The sequence below is a fragment of the Lysinibacillus sp. NPDC094177 genome, from assembly GCF_050279145.1.
GTDB lineage: Bacteria > Bacillota > Bacilli > Bacillales_A > Planococcaceae > Lysinibacillus.
The window spans coordinates 126,434-143,030 of sequence record NZ_JBNNTW010000003.1 but is presented as its reverse complement, the minus strand read 5'-3'; the positions used below and the strand labels follow the sequence as shown (position 1 = coordinate 143,030).

Sequence of the window (16,597 nt, the reverse complement as noted above, 5' to 3'; positions counted from 1 at the left end):
ATTACCAAATAACTATAGCTAAGCATTTAAACATGTAATATGTGTCATTCGATAAAGCTTATTATCTTCCCATTTATCAGGAGTGTTTTCAAAAACAGATTCCAACTTTTCAGTGTATCATCTTGTATTACAGAAATTATTAGATACCACATAATTTCCCCCATATTTTGATATCACTGTTTATCTCTTGGCGGATTTTCGCACATAACCGAATTTTTAATTAATTGTCAACGGTTGTGATACCTGATACGATTGCCCATTGTATTTAGCCACAATAACTAATTCATAGGAACCCTTCGGTATCGTATTTTTATTCTTATCCTTCCCATACCATTTAAATTGCTGATACCCTTTAGATGGATTCTTTTTTTCTATTAAGACAGACGACAAGGGTTGATTGTCAGCTGTATATCCTTTAATTGAAATTGTTAGTTGCTTTGGCGAAAATGGCGTATAATATTCGAACACATAAGGAAATTTATTAAATGAAATCTCCTCTTTTCCTTCGACTGATAAATATGGATAATCTTTAGGATCTACGGATACCATATATGGAATATTCATTTGTTCTTCACCTTGTCCTAAAGAAATCATTCCTATATGTTTATCTATCGCTAGAGAAGTATCTACCTTTAACTTAACAGGAACTTCAATCGTTTGACGGGCAGGAATTGTGATATGATTAGGAATTTGCAGCTCCACTTTCCCTTCTAACAATTGATTCTTCGTAACTAAGGTGCGGCTGTAATTGGATACATTTTCAATTCTTAATTTTCTGACAACGTTTTTAGTACCGGTATTCGCATGTAAAAGACCGAAGTTTAAATTGTTAGTCAATGGTAATATCTCAGCTTTCAAAGCTTTTTCGACATTAATTTCTCCAGATCCTTGTGCTAACGGAGTTATGACTTGACCTTGTCGGTTTTTAATTAGCTTGGTAGTACTCGTAAGAGCTGCACGTATTTCATAAGGTGACCAATCTGGATGTGCTTGTTTAAGTAATGCTGCTGCGCCTGCAACATATGGAGCAGCCATACTCGTTCCAGACATAATAGCATATCCTTCCTTTTCAGACGGCTTAACGTCCGGAGAGTTAAATTCAAAATTTAATGGGACTGTACTCTCAATATTTGTCCCAGGTGCAGCTAGATCAGGTTTAATTTGCCAAGACCCTACAGTAGGACCATTAGAACTACTAGATGAAATTCGTGCCTCTGTATCCTGTACAATGGTAACCGTTTTTTGTTCTTTAGCTGCTTTAATTAACATTTCTATTTCTGTTTTTGAATTGAAACTCATTGGTATAGGAAATGCATTGTTGTTCGTTGTGTTCGTTGTATCTGTATTGTACAAATGTGTAGTCATTTCCACCGTTTCCGTGCTATCTTCATTAGGTACAAAGATAGCCTCTACACCTCTTTTTTGAAGTTCTTGTAAAGAATCCTCAAATTGCTCTTCATCAATATGGTCGATGATCACAATTTTATTTTTCAGATCATTTTGCTTTTTAATAGTATCTAAATTTAGGTTTTGCAAATATGCAACGGTATGTTTCCCTGGGTTCAAAACTTGGTCTTCAAATAATGGGTGAAATTCGATATCTTGTTGCATACCAGGAATGTGCAGCACAGTATTACTCATACCCTGCTGCTTTATATTTCCTACAGTAATTGCCTCAGGTGTACTGGCCAAACTATTAACGGTCCATTGTTCGGGCCCCGCGTTTCCTGCTGCTACTATAACTGTGATATTTTTAGCTATAGCTTCCTGGACCGCTTTATTTAATGGGGAATCTGTGCCTTTATAAGATTCTCCCAAAGATAAGTTAATAATTTGTGCACCATCTTTGATAGCTTGGTGAATAGCCTTAACAATTGTCTCGGTATCCCCGCCTTTTTGATCATCAAAAACACGATAAGCTAGAATTGATGCATCGGGAGCAATTCCTTTCATTGATCCGTTCGCAGCAATTATGCCTGCTACATGTGTTCCGTGTCCCTCCGTATCTTCTGGATTATTATCGTTATCGACGAAGTCATAACCTTTTAGATAATTTTTCTTAAGATCCGGATGCGTTCTATCAACACCTGAATCAATCACGGCCACTTTTACACCTTTTCCGGTAAACGATTGGACAGGGGGGCTAGCTTCAGCAAAACTATAAGAACTCATACTAGACGCAATAATTATCGAACTCAGAAATATCTTTATACTGTTTTTCATCAGTTGTCTTCCTCTCAGTAAGTATGTATTTTGATATAAACCAAAATAACTTACAAAAAATATTCTTTAATCTTCTTTTATTTTTTCTTTTACTTTCTCAGGTAGTTCTGTTTCCTTTACTTTTTCGTAATTTTTAACGAAGTGATTTCCTTCAGAATCTGTTGATTTTAATACATTTACACGAAGTAGTAAGGGAGTTTCATTATCATATACAGAAAAAACAATTTTTGTTTTTTCACCATCTTTATTAAATGCATTTAATTTATACTCATCTTTTGTTGGATGCTGTTGTTTATCTTCATTACCCTGGATCTGTACATAATATTCTTCTGCTGTCGCCTTTTCATATAAACCGGGAATTACTTTATATCCTACTGCACCAATAATTAATACTCCAATAACAAAAATGCCTAAATATTTTTTCATCTTAACGTTCCTCCATTTTCTCTTGATTACAAATATAACTTTATCAGATGTCTTTTAACTGAGAGATGGATTTCCATAACAGCAACGTTACAATTTTGTTATGTTAATGAGAATGCTTTAAGAATAGAAAAATAGACTTTGTGCCTAAAGCCAATCTTCAGCTGCACGGATCACCCAGTTTGATAAGTTCTTATCAATTCTTTAGGAGCGTTTCTTAGAATTAGTAGAAGTTTTTAGCATTGTAGGTACTGTCCAATATGTGCCCATGCGCAACAACCATTCTATTGGACCAAATCTAAAGAATTTTAGCCAAAGCTTACTAATTAGTAATTGGAAAATGTAAATGCCTATGCAAATCCATAGAGATTGAATCAGCTGAATTTTAAGGTGAAAGACATTCGCTATTATTAAAATCAGCGCTGTTTGTCCTAAATAATTTGTTAAAGCCATTCGGCCATAGTCTTTTAGTGGTGAAAGCAAAAATTGGCATAAAGGATGTTGCAGTAAAAGCATTACTAGTCCCACATAAAACGCCGATACAAATGGGCTAATTTGCATCCCGATTACGGCAAATTTTAAAGAGTTTGTCTCATATTCTTTAATTTCACTTTCTGACATATTGTTATAGTTCAATATTGAATCCGGAAAATAATGCCATTGATACAGCAATCCACCGATGCTAATACAGAACATAATAATTGTAAAGGCAAATAAGCTTTTCCGATTTTCATTGATTTTTTCAAAAATTCGATACTGACCGGCCGTTAACCCAAGTAAAATAAGTGGAAACGGCATAGCAAGTTTGTTTCCATAATAAGCTGTAACAGCTAACAATATAAGTCCTATAGTTAAGTTTATTTCTTTACGAACTTTGTAAAATGGTAATGCTATCAGACCAAATATCGAATAGATGGTTAACGCTTCTCCCGGTTGGAAATAGAAATGCACAAGTCCTAATAAAAATAAAAAAATGATTCTTCTAAAGAATAAAAAATAGGCTTTTTCATTTTTAGCTTTTGCACGGGAAATAAAAATATAGAAGCCTACACCAAATAAAAATGAAAAAATGGAGAAAAACTTCCCTTCCACAAAAAGCGTTAAAAAACTATAATACGTAAGATCAACAGTTGTAGATGGTTCAAACCACATGAGTGTTGGAATATTTACTAATATAATTCCTAATAAAGCAAATCCCCTTAAATAATCTAATGTATCAATTCTTTTGTTTAAATCAATTGGTTGCATGTAACTCTCCTCCTCACTCACAAACTATACAGAAGTTCCTAAAATAGTAGTAGCAATGATTGTTACGCCAATCTTACAATATCGTTATATAACATTGAAACTGACCTTTTCTAACCTTAACTTGATAGCTATGTGGTACTACCCTGCTGTTATAACATATTAAACAATTGATTGATTTTGAGGTAAAATTGCAAAAACAAAAAAAGAGTTGGCAAAACCAGCTCTTTTTTGTTTTAATTTTCTTTTATTTGTTTATAGGTTTCATCCAAAATACGTAGAAAGATGGTAGCACCTCTGTTATAAAGGAGACTCAACAGTCGCCATATCTGACAAAGGGAATATTAATGTAACTCTAGTTCCTTTATTCTCTTCAGAGTCCATACTAATTTTTAATCCCAATTTCGAGCACAGTTTTTCGCATAGATACAAGCCCATTCCTGTACTTTTGCTAAATCTCCTTCCATTCTCTCCAGTAAATCCTTTTTCAAAAACTCTATTTATATCTTTTGATATTATCCCCACTCCATTATCCTCTATGGTTAATATGACTGAGTTAGCTTTCTTAATTGAATAAATACTTATCATTGGTTCTTTGTTATTTGAGTACTTTATAGAATTTCCTATTATCTGATTAATAATAAATTCAGCCCATTTTCCATCACTATATACGGTTTCATTAATAGCTTTTATATCTAATTTTATTCTCTTATAAATAAAATCTCTATAATTTCTTTTAATTACATTTCTTACCACATTATCAAGGTTGATAGGTTTTATAATATAGTCTTTACTGACATTATTACTTCGAGAATAATACAGCACCTGTTCTACAAACCCTTCGATTCGATCTATTTGAGAGTCTATTTTATTTGTTACTTCATTTTGATTATTTTCAATTATTAGCTTTGTAGAAGCGATCGGTGTCTTGATTTCATGTACCCATGTTTCTATATATTCTCTATAATCCGCTTGCATATCCCTATAATATTTTACATTTTCATGCATGTCCCTACTGATCTCTTTAAGTATAGAATTAAGCTTTTCCCCATGTATAAAATTTGTTTCCTTTACTACCTCTGGAAGTAGGTATTTTTTATCTAGGTTTTCTAATATACCATTGATCTCATTATAATAACTTTTACATTTAATAAGTTCTAGAGTTATATATGAAATTAATGGAAAAAACCAAACACAAAAGGTAAAGTATATTATAATGGAACTAACACTCGCAGTAATCAATATACCTGCTAATATAATAAATAGCACCAAATTAGATACTATTATTACCATTTTGTCTTTAATAAATTCACCTGTACTCATGGCATTATATACCCTAACCCTCTTCTTGTTTCTATTGGATTTTCTATACCTATCTCTTCAAGCTTTTTTCTTAATCTATTCATATTAACAGATAAGGTGCTATCATCCACAAAATAATCTGATTTCCATAAGTGTTCCATAAGTGAATCCCTTTTTACAATATTACCGCGGTTATTTATTAAGTATGAGAGTATTTTAACTTCATTTTTAGTTAGCTCTAAAGATTTGTCTTGATACGTAACCGTTGCATTCGAAAGATTCAAATTAAAGTCTTTATAATTTAAGATGTTATTCGTCTTTAAGCCTCCATACGTTCTTCTTAACATGTTCGTAACTCTAGCTAGTAATATTTCTGTATTATACGGCTTTGTTATAAAATCATCTGCTCCTAAATTCATACTCATTAGTTCATCTACATCACTATCTCTGCTTGTAACCATTATGATTGGAACATCTGAAGTTTTTCGTATTTCTCTGCAAATATAATAGCCATCGAATACTGGCAGATTTACGTCTAGTAATATAAGGTTGGCATTCTCATTTTTTACATATTCGATAATATGATTAAAATCTATGGGGGCCTTTACTTCATATCCATACTTTTTTAAAAAATTTTGTAATTCGTCTCTTATCATTTCATCATCTTCAATAAGAATGATTTTTTTCATGATTTTCCCCTCCCTATATAGAATATAAGGCTATTACATCTCAGTAACAAGATGTAATAGCCTTAATGATCATAATATATCAAGTATTACTTTTTACAATATTTTTATACCCGATATAGGTTGTGTAGAAATATCCTGAATAAATTGCAATAAAGAATAATGCAGTCATGAGCGATGAAAAACTAATATCTGTTTCTTGATACGAGTTTATAAAATTATTGACTACATAAATTCCGATTACTGAATGAATTAAGGCAAGAATAACTGGTAAACTAAAGTAGACTAAAGTTTGAATAAAAATTGTTTTGTCTATCATTTGTCTGTTTGCACCAATTCGCATTAAAGATTTATATCTCTCTATACTATCACTAGCTTCTGATAATTGTTGAAGAGCTAATACAGCCATAGACGTTATTAAAAATACAATACCTACATATATCCCAATAAATAGTATGGTAGTTGTCAATCCCTTACTATCTGCATAAACAGTATCCTTTGACATACCTGCTATAATTTTGAAATTTAAATTTGGAACTTTATCATAAAAGTCACCTTGAAAACTATCATATTTTTTATTATATTCTTCTCTATTTCCACCTAAATAATTTACATTAATTACGGATGTACTAATTTTGTAGCCTGATAAAAACTCATCATTTATAACGATTGTGAATGGATTAGATTGCCCATAAAAAGTTTGAAGGTTTTCTTGTTTAGCTTCAGAATTTTTTATTAGATATTCTTTTTCTTTAATATTTATTTTATTGCTATTTTTTAATCTTTCATTTATAGGATTAACTAACCGGCTATCATTTGAAAGAAAAACTTCATTGTTATTTAAATGGATTTCTTTTTCACCTTTAAATTTTAAAATTTTATTGTAATCAGATACTTTAATGAAATCCACATCGAAATTCGTTACAGGTGTATTTTCTTTTGTTAAAAAGTCACCAATTTTCATTCCTGTTCGATATATATTATAAGATACATATTTTTCGTTATTACTTATTTTAAAATTAACTGTATTTAATATGTCTTCTATCTTGTAATTTCCATCTTCATTTACCAATATTATACTAGCATCGAATGGTGTTGCTTCTTTAGCTTCTGCGTCTATACTTCTTTTAAAGCTTATTCCTGTAGATAAAACCGTCATTGTAATAAATAGCATAATACAGATTAAAGACATGGATATAAAATTTGTGTTAACCTTACTATTTAATTGTTTGATGATAAAAATATTTAAACCTTTAAAATAAACTTTTTTATTTTTCTTTACAACAAATAAGATAAATCCAGATAAGCTAAAGAAAAACATCAATGTACCTAATAGTCCCATAATTACAGACAGTTGGAACATAGGGTTTTTATAATCCAACCCTATCTTTATTACAGATTGATATGAAAATCCAAGTGATACTACGCATAAAATAAATGTTACAAAATATAAAATAGGGTTTTTAAATTTTATCTCTTCATTTCTTCTATCTGCTGTTAACAAATCAATTATTTTGTAGTTAGAAACAACACGTATATTAAATAACATGACAAGTACAAACATGATTCCAAAGTATAAAACAGTTTTACCTATTGCACCTGTTGAAACTGCAAACTGATATTCAGAAATGGGCAAATCAAATAACTTTAATGTAAATGTAGATAATCCCTGTGAGACGCCAATGCCAAGTATAAGTCCACTCATTAAAGAAATAACGCCAACTAGTAATGTCTCTGTTACTAATATTCTAGATATGTCTGTTCTCCCCATACCTAAAGTCATGTATATCCCTAATTCTTTTTTACGTTTTTTGATTAAGAAATTATTTGCATATAAGATTAAACCACCTAATATTAAGGATACAAATACGGATACATTTGACATAGCTTTCATTAAAGTAGACGTATAATCTGCACCTGAAGATTCAATTTCCATAAATGCCTTTTGTGATTCTATTGAGTTAAAGCTATAAAATATACAAACAGCTAGTGTTAATGTTAAGAAATAGATCGCATAATCTTTAAAACTTTTCTTTACATTGCGGGCAGCAATCTTAGAATACATTATTATCGTCACCTCCAAGAAGGGATATCACTTCCATAATTTTATTAAAGAATTCTTTTCTAGAATCATTCCCTCTTATCAACTCGCTAAAGATTTTCCCATCTTTAATAAAAAGAATTCTACGGGCATAGCTTGCTGTAAATGCATCATGAGTAACCATAAGAATTGTAGCGTTTAAAGATTTATTTAGATTTTCAAATCTTTCAAGTAATAATCTAGCTGATTTAGAATCTAACGCTCCAGTTGGTTCATCTGCAAGTACTATAGATGGATCTGTTACTATAGCTCTTGCTGAAGCAACTCTTTGTTTTTGTCCGCCTGACATTTGATAAGGGTATTTGCTTAATACTTGTTCAATGTCTAAATATTTTGCTACTGATTTTATTTTGTCATCAATTTTTGAACTATCCTCACCTTTTATTGTTAACGCCAAGGCAATATTTTCATAAGCGGTAAGAGTATCTAATAAATTAAAGTCCTGAAATATAAACCCTAATTCATTTTGTCTAAACTTATCAAGTGACTTTGATTTTAATCTAGTAATGTCACTATTATTTATTATTATTTTCCCCGTAGAAACATTATCAATAGTTGATATACAGTTAAGTAATGTAGTTTTACCACTTCCTGAGGGCCCCATAATCCCAACAAATTCTCCCTCATCTACCTTAAAACTAATATTATCTATAGCTTTTGTGACATTATCCTTATTACCATAATATTTTTCTATTTTTTCTACACTTAATATATTTCGCATTTATATCTCTCCTTTTTCCATAAAAAAATGCTTTAATCCTTATTCGTTTATGTAATTTATTTTATACATTTTCATTCATAGTATCGGTTGATTTATATTTCATAAACGTTACATTTTTGTTATTTTGAGCGACGCTCGTTTAAAAAATCGATAACAACAGAAGTGTACGCTCTAGTAACAAGGGTTTCGAAAAATTTTTGACATTGAAAGAGGTTGAAGAAGGAGAAATGGAGTAAGGAGTCACTCTGTCTCTTTTTATTCAACAAAAAAGACATCTAAATGCTGTCCTATAAGGAGGTAATATTCCTGATTTTGAAATTGTCAACAGTTGTTATTTACAAGGCGTTGCTTGAATTCCATATTCAGTTTCCCTTTTTTGAAATGCCTCTGATATTTTAAGCTAGTACAAAGTACATTTTTTCTGAGTTCGAAAGTTAGGTTATTAAAATAAAAGTGCAATATTTTTTTATGTACAATTGCACAAATATACAAAAACCCCTTCGTATCAACGAAAGGGATAAAAATTATAATTCTGTACATATACATTCATAGAGATATCCATTCTTATTTCTGTTTAATTACTGAATGTTTTGCACAACCCAATCACATACCAAACATTCATTCTTAACTGATTAATACTAAGATTTCAGGTAGGTTTCAAATATCAATATTTTTAAATAAAGCATTCAGGTGATGTATGTACTACCACTCATGTGTAAGGATAATTTACGCATTCGGTATATACCACTTAGGATGGAGATGTATATTTTTTGTATATAAATAGTCGTTTTTTCAAGCCGTTTCGGTAATGAATAAAATCATTCCATATTTTTAAATTCATCCGTAATATTATTAATTTTCAATTGAGTTTCTTCAACTAATCTTTGTAAATTTTCAGTGATATCACTAACTTTCGTTACTTCATTCGTAATATGTTCCACATAAGAGTTGACATTTTTTATAGACTCATCAGAATTATTGGCTAATTTACGGACTTCATTTGCTACAACTGAAAATCCAAGCCCATGTTCTCCTGCTCTTGCGGCCTCAATGGCTGCATTTAATGCTAATAAATTTGTTTGAGAAGCTATATATCTTATTGTTTTAGATACTTCACTTATTAACTTTGTGTTTTCTTTTAGAGATTGAAGAGTTAGTATATTTTCATTAGATTTAGAAACAACCAAATTACCTAACTCTGTAGACATATCATTTAATTGAGATATAACATCTCTTGTTTTATTTTCACGCTCTGTAATATCAGTGGCTATCTTTAAAACATGACTTACATTTCTTTCGTCATTTAGAACTGGAATATAGGTAGCTTCAAGCCATAGTAAATTCCCCTTTTTACCAACTCTCTGCATTTTTTGTTGAAATTTTATTCCCTTACGAAGGTTGTCCCATAATACTTCGTATTCTTTACTGTTTTTAAACTTTTCAGTACATAATTGTTTATGCCTCATATTTTTCATTTCATTAACTTCATATCCTAAAGTGCTTGAAAAGTTTTTATTAACCCAAATTATTTCTCCTTCTAAATTAAACTCTATCATCGCTAAGTTTAATTCAAGTGCAGATAAAACAGCTTTTTCATTCAAAACTTGTGTAGTTATAATAGTGCTCAAAATCAACAGCCTCCCATGACTTATGGTGTATTTTACCCACCGAAGGAAATTATACTTTTTTTGAGACTATTTTTCTATATTTTGTTTTATATTTCAAAAAATCGTTAAAATGAACAAGATACTAGTAAATTTTTCTGTTTCAGACATAGTGTCAACTTCCTTTGATCTAATACCGAGGGATTTTGTTAGTAAAAGCAATTTATAATGGTTGTAGCGAACAGGCATTGGAAGAGTTGATTCTGCTCATCGTCTGCAATTTTTTAAGTTTCACTCTACTCAATGGAAGGATACTTTCTACAATCACTAACTAAAATTCGTAATTAATAGGTATTCTTTTTTAGATGTTTTACAATAATAATGAAATAATTTGATAGGAGATTCTCGTTATGAAAGTAAGCTACGGATTTCATAAAAAGTTTCTTTTATAATTGTAATAATCATTTGAAATGCTAGAAATTTATATTAAAATAATTCTATCAAAGGGAGAGGAGGATTTTAAATGTGGATTGTAGCAGCAATACTGACGATGTTTTGCTTTGGAATCAATAATATGATTTTTAAGATCACGTCAGGAAAAGGACTATCAAAAGTGCATATGCAGTTTTTCTTTTATCTTATCGCGTTTTTATTAATGTTTGGCTATGGAACAGTCGTAGGGTTTGCATCATTTAATGGATTAACAATTGTATTAGGTGCGGTCATCGGAATATTGAATGCAAACGGTAATATTCAAATGTCAAAGGCGTTTGAAAAAGGACCTGCGAGTTTAACTTCGCCGCTTATTAGCGCCAATACGGTTATTCCAATATTAAGTGCGGCACTTATTTTCCACGAGCATATTACACTAATTCAGTGGATTGGCATTATTGTTATGCTTGTTTCTGCAGTTATCATCCAATATGTACCAGGAAGTGGTGTTAAAACGGATTATAAGCCATGGATGTACCGCGTTTTATTATCAATTGTATCGTTTGGTGTACTCGGTGTGCTTATGAAGACGTCTTCGCATTTACATATTGATTCAATCAATACGCTTGTTTGTATGTATGGTGGCGGTGCGACTTATTTAATCATTAATAGCTTTATTATGAAGGAAAAATGGCAGCGTACCGAGCTGAAATTCGGGTCAATTATTGGATGCATTAGTGTTGTAGGTTATTGTAGCTACTTTTTTGCTCTTGATACAGGAGTAGCGAGTATTGTATTCCCAATCGTTAGTTTAAGTTGTTTAGTTGTCGTTCTCGGTAGCTGTTGGCTATATAAAGAAAGGCTAAAAATGTATCAAGTCATCGGGGTTATATCCGCACTAGCTGGTATTGTGCTAACAAAAATTTAACAAAAGACATTCACCGGTTCATCGGCTATATTACTGGCTGAGCAGATTATCACCTGAAACGGAAAATCAAAATAAAAATGAACGTGTGAATTGGATTTCTATGAATGTCCCTGTCGTAGAAGAAGATATACATGCCACCATTCGAATCCACATGCAAAAAGCAACCATTATATTAAAAATATCCCGGAGCTTTTAAAGCCTTTCAATTACAAATCCCGTATAAAACTATTTAAAATGAGTGCTGCTGAATTTTTCACATGTAAAGCTACAAATAGTTGGGATAACACATTAAAAAATGATTTAAACAAAAGTCGAGATAATAGAATAAAACATGATGAATTATATAGACTAAAGGTTTTATCTTCAAAATATAATTTAAAACAGCTTGTGAGTAAAATTTCACAAGCTGTTTTTTAGCTTTTCCTAATAGAAAGATGGTTTTGTAAAGTGATATAAAGTTATTTAATTCTGTTCTAAAAAGGAATCTGGAAATCGTCCATTCAATGTTTCCTTCTCTATGTATTATAGAGTTTCTACCTATATTTTTAGTCCCATTAAAGGTTTATCCATAGATTTTTCAAAATAATTATCTATTCGTTTATTTCAATTTCAATATTTTTCGTATTGCATATACGACAACCAACAATAGAGGTAAAAAAAGTCCGATTGATAATGTTAAAGAATTACCCGTTGTTTCGTCAAAATGGTTTAGGTAGACGATATTAGGATAAATCACAAGAGAAAGGATAACAGCAATCATGCCTAACGGTAATGTTAAAGGGCGGTAATCTTTCAAATTCAGAATTTGCGCCATCCCTAAAACGGAAACGTAAAAATAAAGGGTCGTCTTAAAATAGAGAGTGATAATCCAAAGTGATGCCATCAATCCCTCAATACGCTGTATAAAATTCCCGATATTTATCTTTTTGGTCAATTCATAGCTTGGATAAATCTCTCCTGCAGTTTTATCAGCGCCTAATACTGTAACACATAAAAATGTAATAACGATGATGACGATACCACCTATTAAGTTTCCAATTAAAAAAGTTTTTTTACCTTGTTTTATTTTATTAACAAAAGAAGGAAAAATCATTAAGAGAACAACGGCATTTACCGAAGATACTATAACATAAAAAATAGATGATTGAACGATCTTTTTTGTCCCCATCTCATATACAGGCTGTATGTTTTCAAACTTTACTTCAGGTGAAATACACACTACTAAAATGAAAAAAAAGACGAAGAACACGACAATTAGGATTTCTGCTGTACGAGCGAAGGTTTCCAATCCAAGACGGACTCCCATCACCACAATCCACGCCATAAGAATATTAAGGATTACCATTGGAGTATTCGGCAGCATATGGATGTTTAGGAATATCCCAAAATAATACAAAAGTTCTGAAGCATAAAGAAGAGTTATAAATACAAAAAAAGCAGAAATGGCTTTACCTATCCATCTTCCAAATAGTTTTTCAATGATTTGGACATAAGTGAGGTCGGGGAACCAATTTGCTATAGTGATGAATAGCCATACGACTAATAAACCGATTCCTGTACCAATTATAGTGGAAATCCAGGCGTCTTGCTTTGCGTCGGTTGCTAATGCTGATGGTACAGTTAAGATGCTCGTACCAATCGTAAATAAAATAACTAACACTAGAAATTGGTACGAATTTATTTTAACGTCTTGCATCATTCATATCATACCTTCCCCTCTACACTGTGCTATTATTTCAACAAAAGAGAAATTAAGTCATTAAGTGGTTTAAAAATAAAAGTGAGTAAATCAAAAGGATTTGGAATAGATTTTTCAAATCCAAAAAGTGTAATACTTAGACCTACCCCAATTGCAAGAAGAATTAAAAATACAAGCAACTCTTTTTTATATTTTTTTTCCAAGAGAGGTGGAACTTCAATCCACAGAATAACTGCTGCAATCAGTAATATTCCCATAGTTTTTATCATGATTATTTAACCTCTATCTTTTTTAAGAAGGAACTACCTTCTGTACCCGTGTGTACAAGTTTTACGTCTACTTTAACATTCGCTGTCATCTCAGGGAATTCCTCATCCCACTGCTTTTTGATCTTTTTCCATTCTTTCGGATTAGATCGATGAATGGCTTCACCAAATCCAAATATGTCTGACTTATATTGTTTTTGTGCCGTTTCAATGGTCAGCTTAATGGTCTTTTCTAACTGTTTTTCAGTATTTTTCTCTAGCTCAACAATTGATTTTTGGTCATTAAGATTAATTTGACAACCTACTTCCTCAACGTTTCCTTTTACTTTAATATTGATATCCACTTCAGGCTTACCTTTGTTCATTTTGCCTTTCATTTTAGAATCCGATTGAATAATCTCTAAAGTGGCTTTTCCCCCTTTAGGACAAGATATAGCAGTTACAGAATTATGCACTTTGTTGAGGATGGCATTATATCCTCTACTTTCGCGTTCAGTTAACCAGCCCACCAGTTTATCTTTTTTAAACACTGCTAAATCATCATATTTAATTTGCACAGAAGGAGTAATCGATTCCACATTCTGTTTATTGGATCCCTTTTCTAATTCTCCTTTTACTAGAACCCCTGTTAATACAGATTCCTTTCCAGCACTTGTAAGACTGGCTATCAACTCATCTAATGTAAAGCCGTTTGTTGAAGTCGAGGTAGCTTCTGGCGTTTTAAGCGCGTTAAACATTTCATTGGCGGGTATATTTTCAATCGTTGTTCTGACATTTAGCAATTCCTCTGCGGTCTTATCCTTAGCAATAGCAACATAGAAATCAGATCGAAGTTCCCAATATCTTGACAATAACTCTATGGATTTGGCAATGCCTTCTTCAGCTAAATCCTCACCAAGCACAAGCATTCGAAGATGTCCAGTATATACTTCTCGGGGCGACTCCTTTGTAATTTTTTGTAAGGCTTCATATACCGTTTCTCCGTTCTCCTGATACAGGATGATTGGTGTTCGTCCAGTACTTGTTTTCATGGATACTTCCGAAGGTACAACCACTTGAGCAGTTACTCTGTATTCATCTTCTACTTTATCGATTCCCATTGCCAACATAATACCAAGCTCATTTAATTCCCTCTTGTCCCAACACCCCGTAAGAAGGGGGATAAGAATCAGGAAAACAAACATGCACTTTTTCATCGTTTAACCCCCTTCAGACTCCTTATCTTTTGATGGTTCTGGTTTTGCAGAGGCTGAGTCTTGTTGCCTAAAAATATTTTGTTGACTGATTAGATGCGGTCTAGTAAAAAATCTCCAAATAGGCAAACGAATAAATGCATCCTTTTGATCGGAAAGATTAAATGGACCTAGTGAAGACATATAAGGCACTCCAAAAGAACGCAAACTGCATAAATGCAGAAGTAGAGCGATTAAACCAATCGTAATTCCTAATAAACCAAAAGAAGCAGCTATTGCCATAAATCCAAAGCGTAGAATCCTGCCAGAGATAGCTAAGTTGTAAGTTGGAGAAACGAAACTAGAAATGGCGGTTATTGAAACCACGATTACCATCGCAGCAGAGATTATGCCTGCTTCCACCGCTGCTGTTCCAATTACAAATGCCCCTACAATAGACATGGCTGAACCAATGCTTCGTGGCATTCTTAAACCTGCTTCACGCAAGATTTCAAAGGTGACTTCCATTATAATTGCTTCAACAAATGCCGGAAATGGAGCACCTTCTCGTTGAGCTGCCAGACTAATAAGAAGTCCAGGAGGTAGCATTACATGATTAAAAGTTGTGACCGCAATAAATATTGCAGGTGCAAGCATTGAAATCGCAAATGCAAAAAAACGAAGGAGCCGAATAAGACTTGCAATATCAGCACTTTGATAGTAGTCTTCTGAAGATTGAAAAAATTGAATGAATATTGCTGGAACAATTAGGACAAATGGTGTTCCATCTACAAAAATAGCTATTTTTCCTTCCAATAATTCTGCAGCTACTACATCCGACCGTTCCGTATTAAGTATGGTTGGAAAAGGTGAATATGGTTCATCCTTAATTAATTCCTCGATATTTCCACTTTCAAGAATTGAGTCAATATCTATTTTATCCAAACGCAAACGGACTTCTTTCACTATTTTGTCATTTGCAATTCCTTTGATATACATCATGGCAACATTCGTTTTCGTGCGTTTTCCAATAACTTTTGATTCCATCCAAAGATTTGGGTCTTTCAGTCTTCTACGAACTAAGGCGGTATTTACACGCAAATTTTCGGAGAATCCTTCGCGGGGTCCTCTTACTATCACCTGGGCCGCTGCTTCCGTTACCCCACGCTCAACCCAATGCCTATTGGAAATGATTAAACCTTGGACATATCCATCGATTAAAATAATCGTATCACCCGATAATAGTCCAGTAAGAAGCTCTTCAAAATTAGTTAGTTCTTTTATTTCTCCTACTGTCATGGCAAAATCTTTTAATACGCTAATAAGATTTTGTTCAGGAGATAGCTTTTTCTGTAATTCGGTCCCTTCGATATCTAGCATGAGCGTTTCTAAAATGAAATTTTGTAATGAAGCTGTATCGGTTAATCCATCTGTATAGATAATACCGGCTTTTATTGTTTCATCTTTTCCAATTCGAATTTCTCGAATGATAATATCCGAGCTTTTCCCAAGGGAATCTTTTATTCTTTGTAAATTTTCTTGAAGATTTGTTTTTAATTCGATTGCTGAACTTGTCTTTAGCATTTGGCTAGTTGAAATAGAATTGGAATGTAATTTAGAATTACTTTTCTTTTTGAAAAAGCCCATAGACTACCTCGCTTACTTTTTATTTTTTTGCGCTTACATATAATTTTGCTTATTACTTTGCCTATTAGGATAATATGGCTTGATTCGTTATCTTTTCTATTAAGCATGTTATAAGATATAGAATCTCTTTTTCTATGAGGAAACTCCT

Annotated in this window: 13 protein-coding genes and 1 pseudogene; 1 reads left to right on the top strand and 13 read right to left on the bottom strand. The window is 32.2% G+C overall.

Going from position 1 to position 16,597, the window contains the following annotated elements; translation table 11 throughout:
• Positions 1-216: 216 nt before the first annotated feature.
• The 9 genes and pseudogenes from ACQKNC_RS06695 to ACQKNC_RS06655 form a co-directional block, all read right to left on the bottom strand.
• Entirely contained in the window at positions 217-2,223 is a 2,007-nt protein-coding gene (locus tag ACQKNC_RS06695; protein WP_427424073.1) for a S8 family serine peptidase, read from the bottom strand.
• Positions 2,224-2,289: 66 nt separating this feature from the next.
• Positions 2,290-2,649, bottom strand: a complete 360-nt coding sequence (locus ACQKNC_RS06690; protein WP_427424072.1) for a YxeA family protein — start codon at positions 2,647-2,649, stop codon at positions 2,290-2,292.
• Positions 2,650-2,850: 201 nt separating this feature from the next.
• On the bottom strand, positions 2,851-3,894 hold the full coding sequence (locus tag ACQKNC_RS06685) for a DUF418 domain-containing protein (RefSeq protein ID WP_427424071.1): 1,044 nt from the start codon (positions 3,892-3,894) through the stop codon (positions 2,851-2,853).
• Positions 3,895-4,191: 297 nt separating this feature from the next.
• Entirely contained in the window at positions 4,192-5,214 is a 1,023-nt protein-coding gene (locus ACQKNC_RS06680) for a sensor histidine kinase (RefSeq protein WP_427424070.1), read from the bottom strand.
• Positions 5,211-5,882, bottom strand: coding sequence for a response regulator transcription factor (locus tag ACQKNC_RS06675; RefSeq protein WP_427424069.1), 672 nt, complete (start codon positions 5,880-5,882; stop codon positions 5,211-5,213). The genes ACQKNC_RS06680 and ACQKNC_RS06675 overlap by 4 nt, the downstream gene beginning before the upstream one ends.
• 79 nt (positions 5,883-5,961) lie before the next feature.
• Complete coding sequence (locus ACQKNC_RS06670) at positions 5,962-7,944, bottom strand: FtsX-like permease family protein (RefSeq protein WP_427424068.1); 1,983 nt, start codon at positions 7,942-7,944, stop codon at positions 5,962-5,964.
• Positions 7,934-8,701 (bottom strand): ABC transporter ATP-binding protein, encoded by a 768-nt coding sequence (locus ACQKNC_RS06665; RefSeq protein ID WP_427424067.1) that lies wholly within the window; start codon positions 8,699-8,701, stop codon positions 7,934-7,936. Before ACQKNC_RS06665 ends, ACQKNC_RS06670 begins: the two co-directional genes overlap by 11 nt.
• Positions 8,702-9,519: 818 nt before the next feature.
• The gene (locus tag ACQKNC_RS06660) at positions 9,520-9,909 is read right to left on the bottom strand and encodes a methyl-accepting chemotaxis protein (RefSeq protein WP_427424334.1); all 390 of its coding nucleotides are present in this window, start codon (positions 9,907-9,909) and stop codon (positions 9,520-9,522) included.
• Between the two features lie 39 nt (positions 9,910-9,948).
• Positions 9,949-10,257 (bottom strand): annotated as a pseudogene (locus ACQKNC_RS06655) (PAS domain-containing protein); the annotation flags it as partial.
• 571 nt (positions 10,258-10,828) lie between these two features.
• Between ACQKNC_RS06655 and ACQKNC_RS06650 the strand changes: the two are divergent.
• Positions 10,829-11,665, top strand: coding sequence for an EamA family transporter (locus ACQKNC_RS06650; protein ID WP_427424066.1), 837 nt, complete (start codon positions 10,829-10,831; stop codon positions 11,663-11,665).
• Positions 11,666-12,263: 598 nt separating this feature from the next.
• On the opposite strand, the gene ACQKNC_RS06645 is transcribed toward ACQKNC_RS06650, so the two are convergent.
• The 4 genes from ACQKNC_RS06645 to ACQKNC_RS06630 are packed head-to-tail and all read right to left on the bottom strand — an operon-like array spanning position 12,264 to position 16,449.
• On the bottom strand, positions 12,264-13,364 hold the full coding sequence (locus ACQKNC_RS06645) for a GerAB/ArcD/ProY family transporter (protein WP_427424065.1): 1,101 nt from the start codon (positions 13,362-13,364) through the stop codon (positions 12,264-12,266).
• 32 nt (positions 13,365-13,396) lie between these two features.
• Positions 13,397-13,633, bottom strand: coding sequence for a hypothetical protein (locus ACQKNC_RS06640; protein WP_427424064.1), 237 nt, complete (start codon positions 13,631-13,633; stop codon positions 13,397-13,399).
• A 2-nt stretch (positions 13,634-13,635) separates the two neighbouring features.
• Positions 13,636-14,826, bottom strand: a complete 1,191-nt coding sequence (locus ACQKNC_RS06635) for a Ger(x)C family spore germination protein (RefSeq protein ID WP_427424063.1) — start codon at positions 14,824-14,826, stop codon at positions 13,636-13,638.
• A 3-nt stretch (positions 14,827-14,829) separates the two neighbouring features.
• The gene (locus ACQKNC_RS06630) at positions 14,830-16,449 is read right to left on the bottom strand and encodes a spore germination protein (protein WP_427424062.1); all 1,620 of its coding nucleotides are present in this window, start codon (positions 16,447-16,449) and stop codon (positions 14,830-14,832) included.
• Between the last annotated feature and the right edge of the window lie 148 nt (positions 16,450-16,597).

What these genes read in the sequence shown, in the direction of transcription:
- ACQKNC_RS06695 (WP_427424073.1), bottom strand. Translation starts at nt 2,223, where the DNA reads ATGAAAAACAGTATAAAGATATTTCTGAGTTCGATAATTATTGCGTCT.
- ACQKNC_RS06690 (WP_427424072.1), bottom strand. Translation starts at nt 2,649, where the DNA reads ATGAAAAAATATTTAGGCATTTTTGTTATTGGAGTATTAATTATTGGT.
- ACQKNC_RS06685 (WP_427424071.1), bottom strand. Translation starts at nt 3,894, where the DNA reads ATGCAACCAATTGATTTAAACAAAAGAATTGATACATTAGATTATTTA.
- ACQKNC_RS06680 (WP_427424070.1), bottom strand. Translation starts at nt 5,214, where the DNA reads ATGAGTACAGGTGAATTTATTAAAGACAAAATGGTAATAATAGTATCT.
- ACQKNC_RS06675 (WP_427424069.1), bottom strand. Translation starts at nt 5,882, where the DNA reads ATGAAAAAAATCATTCTTATTGAAGATGATGAAATGATAAGAGACGAA.
- ACQKNC_RS06670 (WP_427424068.1), bottom strand. Translation starts at nt 7,944, where the DNA reads ATGTATTCTAAGATTGCTGCCCGCAATGTAAAGAAAAGTTTTAAAGAT.
- ACQKNC_RS06665 (WP_427424067.1), bottom strand. Translation starts at nt 8,701, where the DNA reads ATGCGAAATATATTAAGTGTAGAAAAAATAGAAAAATATTATGGTAAT.
- ACQKNC_RS06660 (WP_427424334.1), bottom strand. Translation starts at nt 9,909, where the DNA reads ATGTCTACAGAGTTAGGTAATTTGGTTGTTTCTAAATCTAATGAAAAT.
- ACQKNC_RS06650 (WP_427424066.1), top strand. Translation starts at nt 10,829, where the DNA reads ATGTGGATTGTAGCAGCAATACTGACGATGTTTTGCTTTGGAATCAAT.
- ACQKNC_RS06645 (WP_427424065.1), bottom strand. Translation starts at nt 13,364, where the DNA reads ATGATGCAAGACGTTAAAATAAATTCGTACCAATTTCTAGTGTTAGTT.
- ACQKNC_RS06640 (WP_427424064.1), bottom strand. Translation starts at nt 13,633, where the DNA reads ATGATAAAAACTATGGGAATATTACTGATTGCAGCAGTTATTCTGTGG.
- ACQKNC_RS06635 (WP_427424063.1), bottom strand. Translation starts at nt 14,826, where the DNA reads ATGAAAAAGTGCATGTTTGTTTTCCTGATTCTTATCCCCCTTCTTACG.
- ACQKNC_RS06630 (WP_427424062.1), bottom strand. Translation starts at nt 16,449, where the DNA reads ATGGGCTTTTTCAAAAAGAAAAGTAATTCTAAATTACATTCCAATTCT.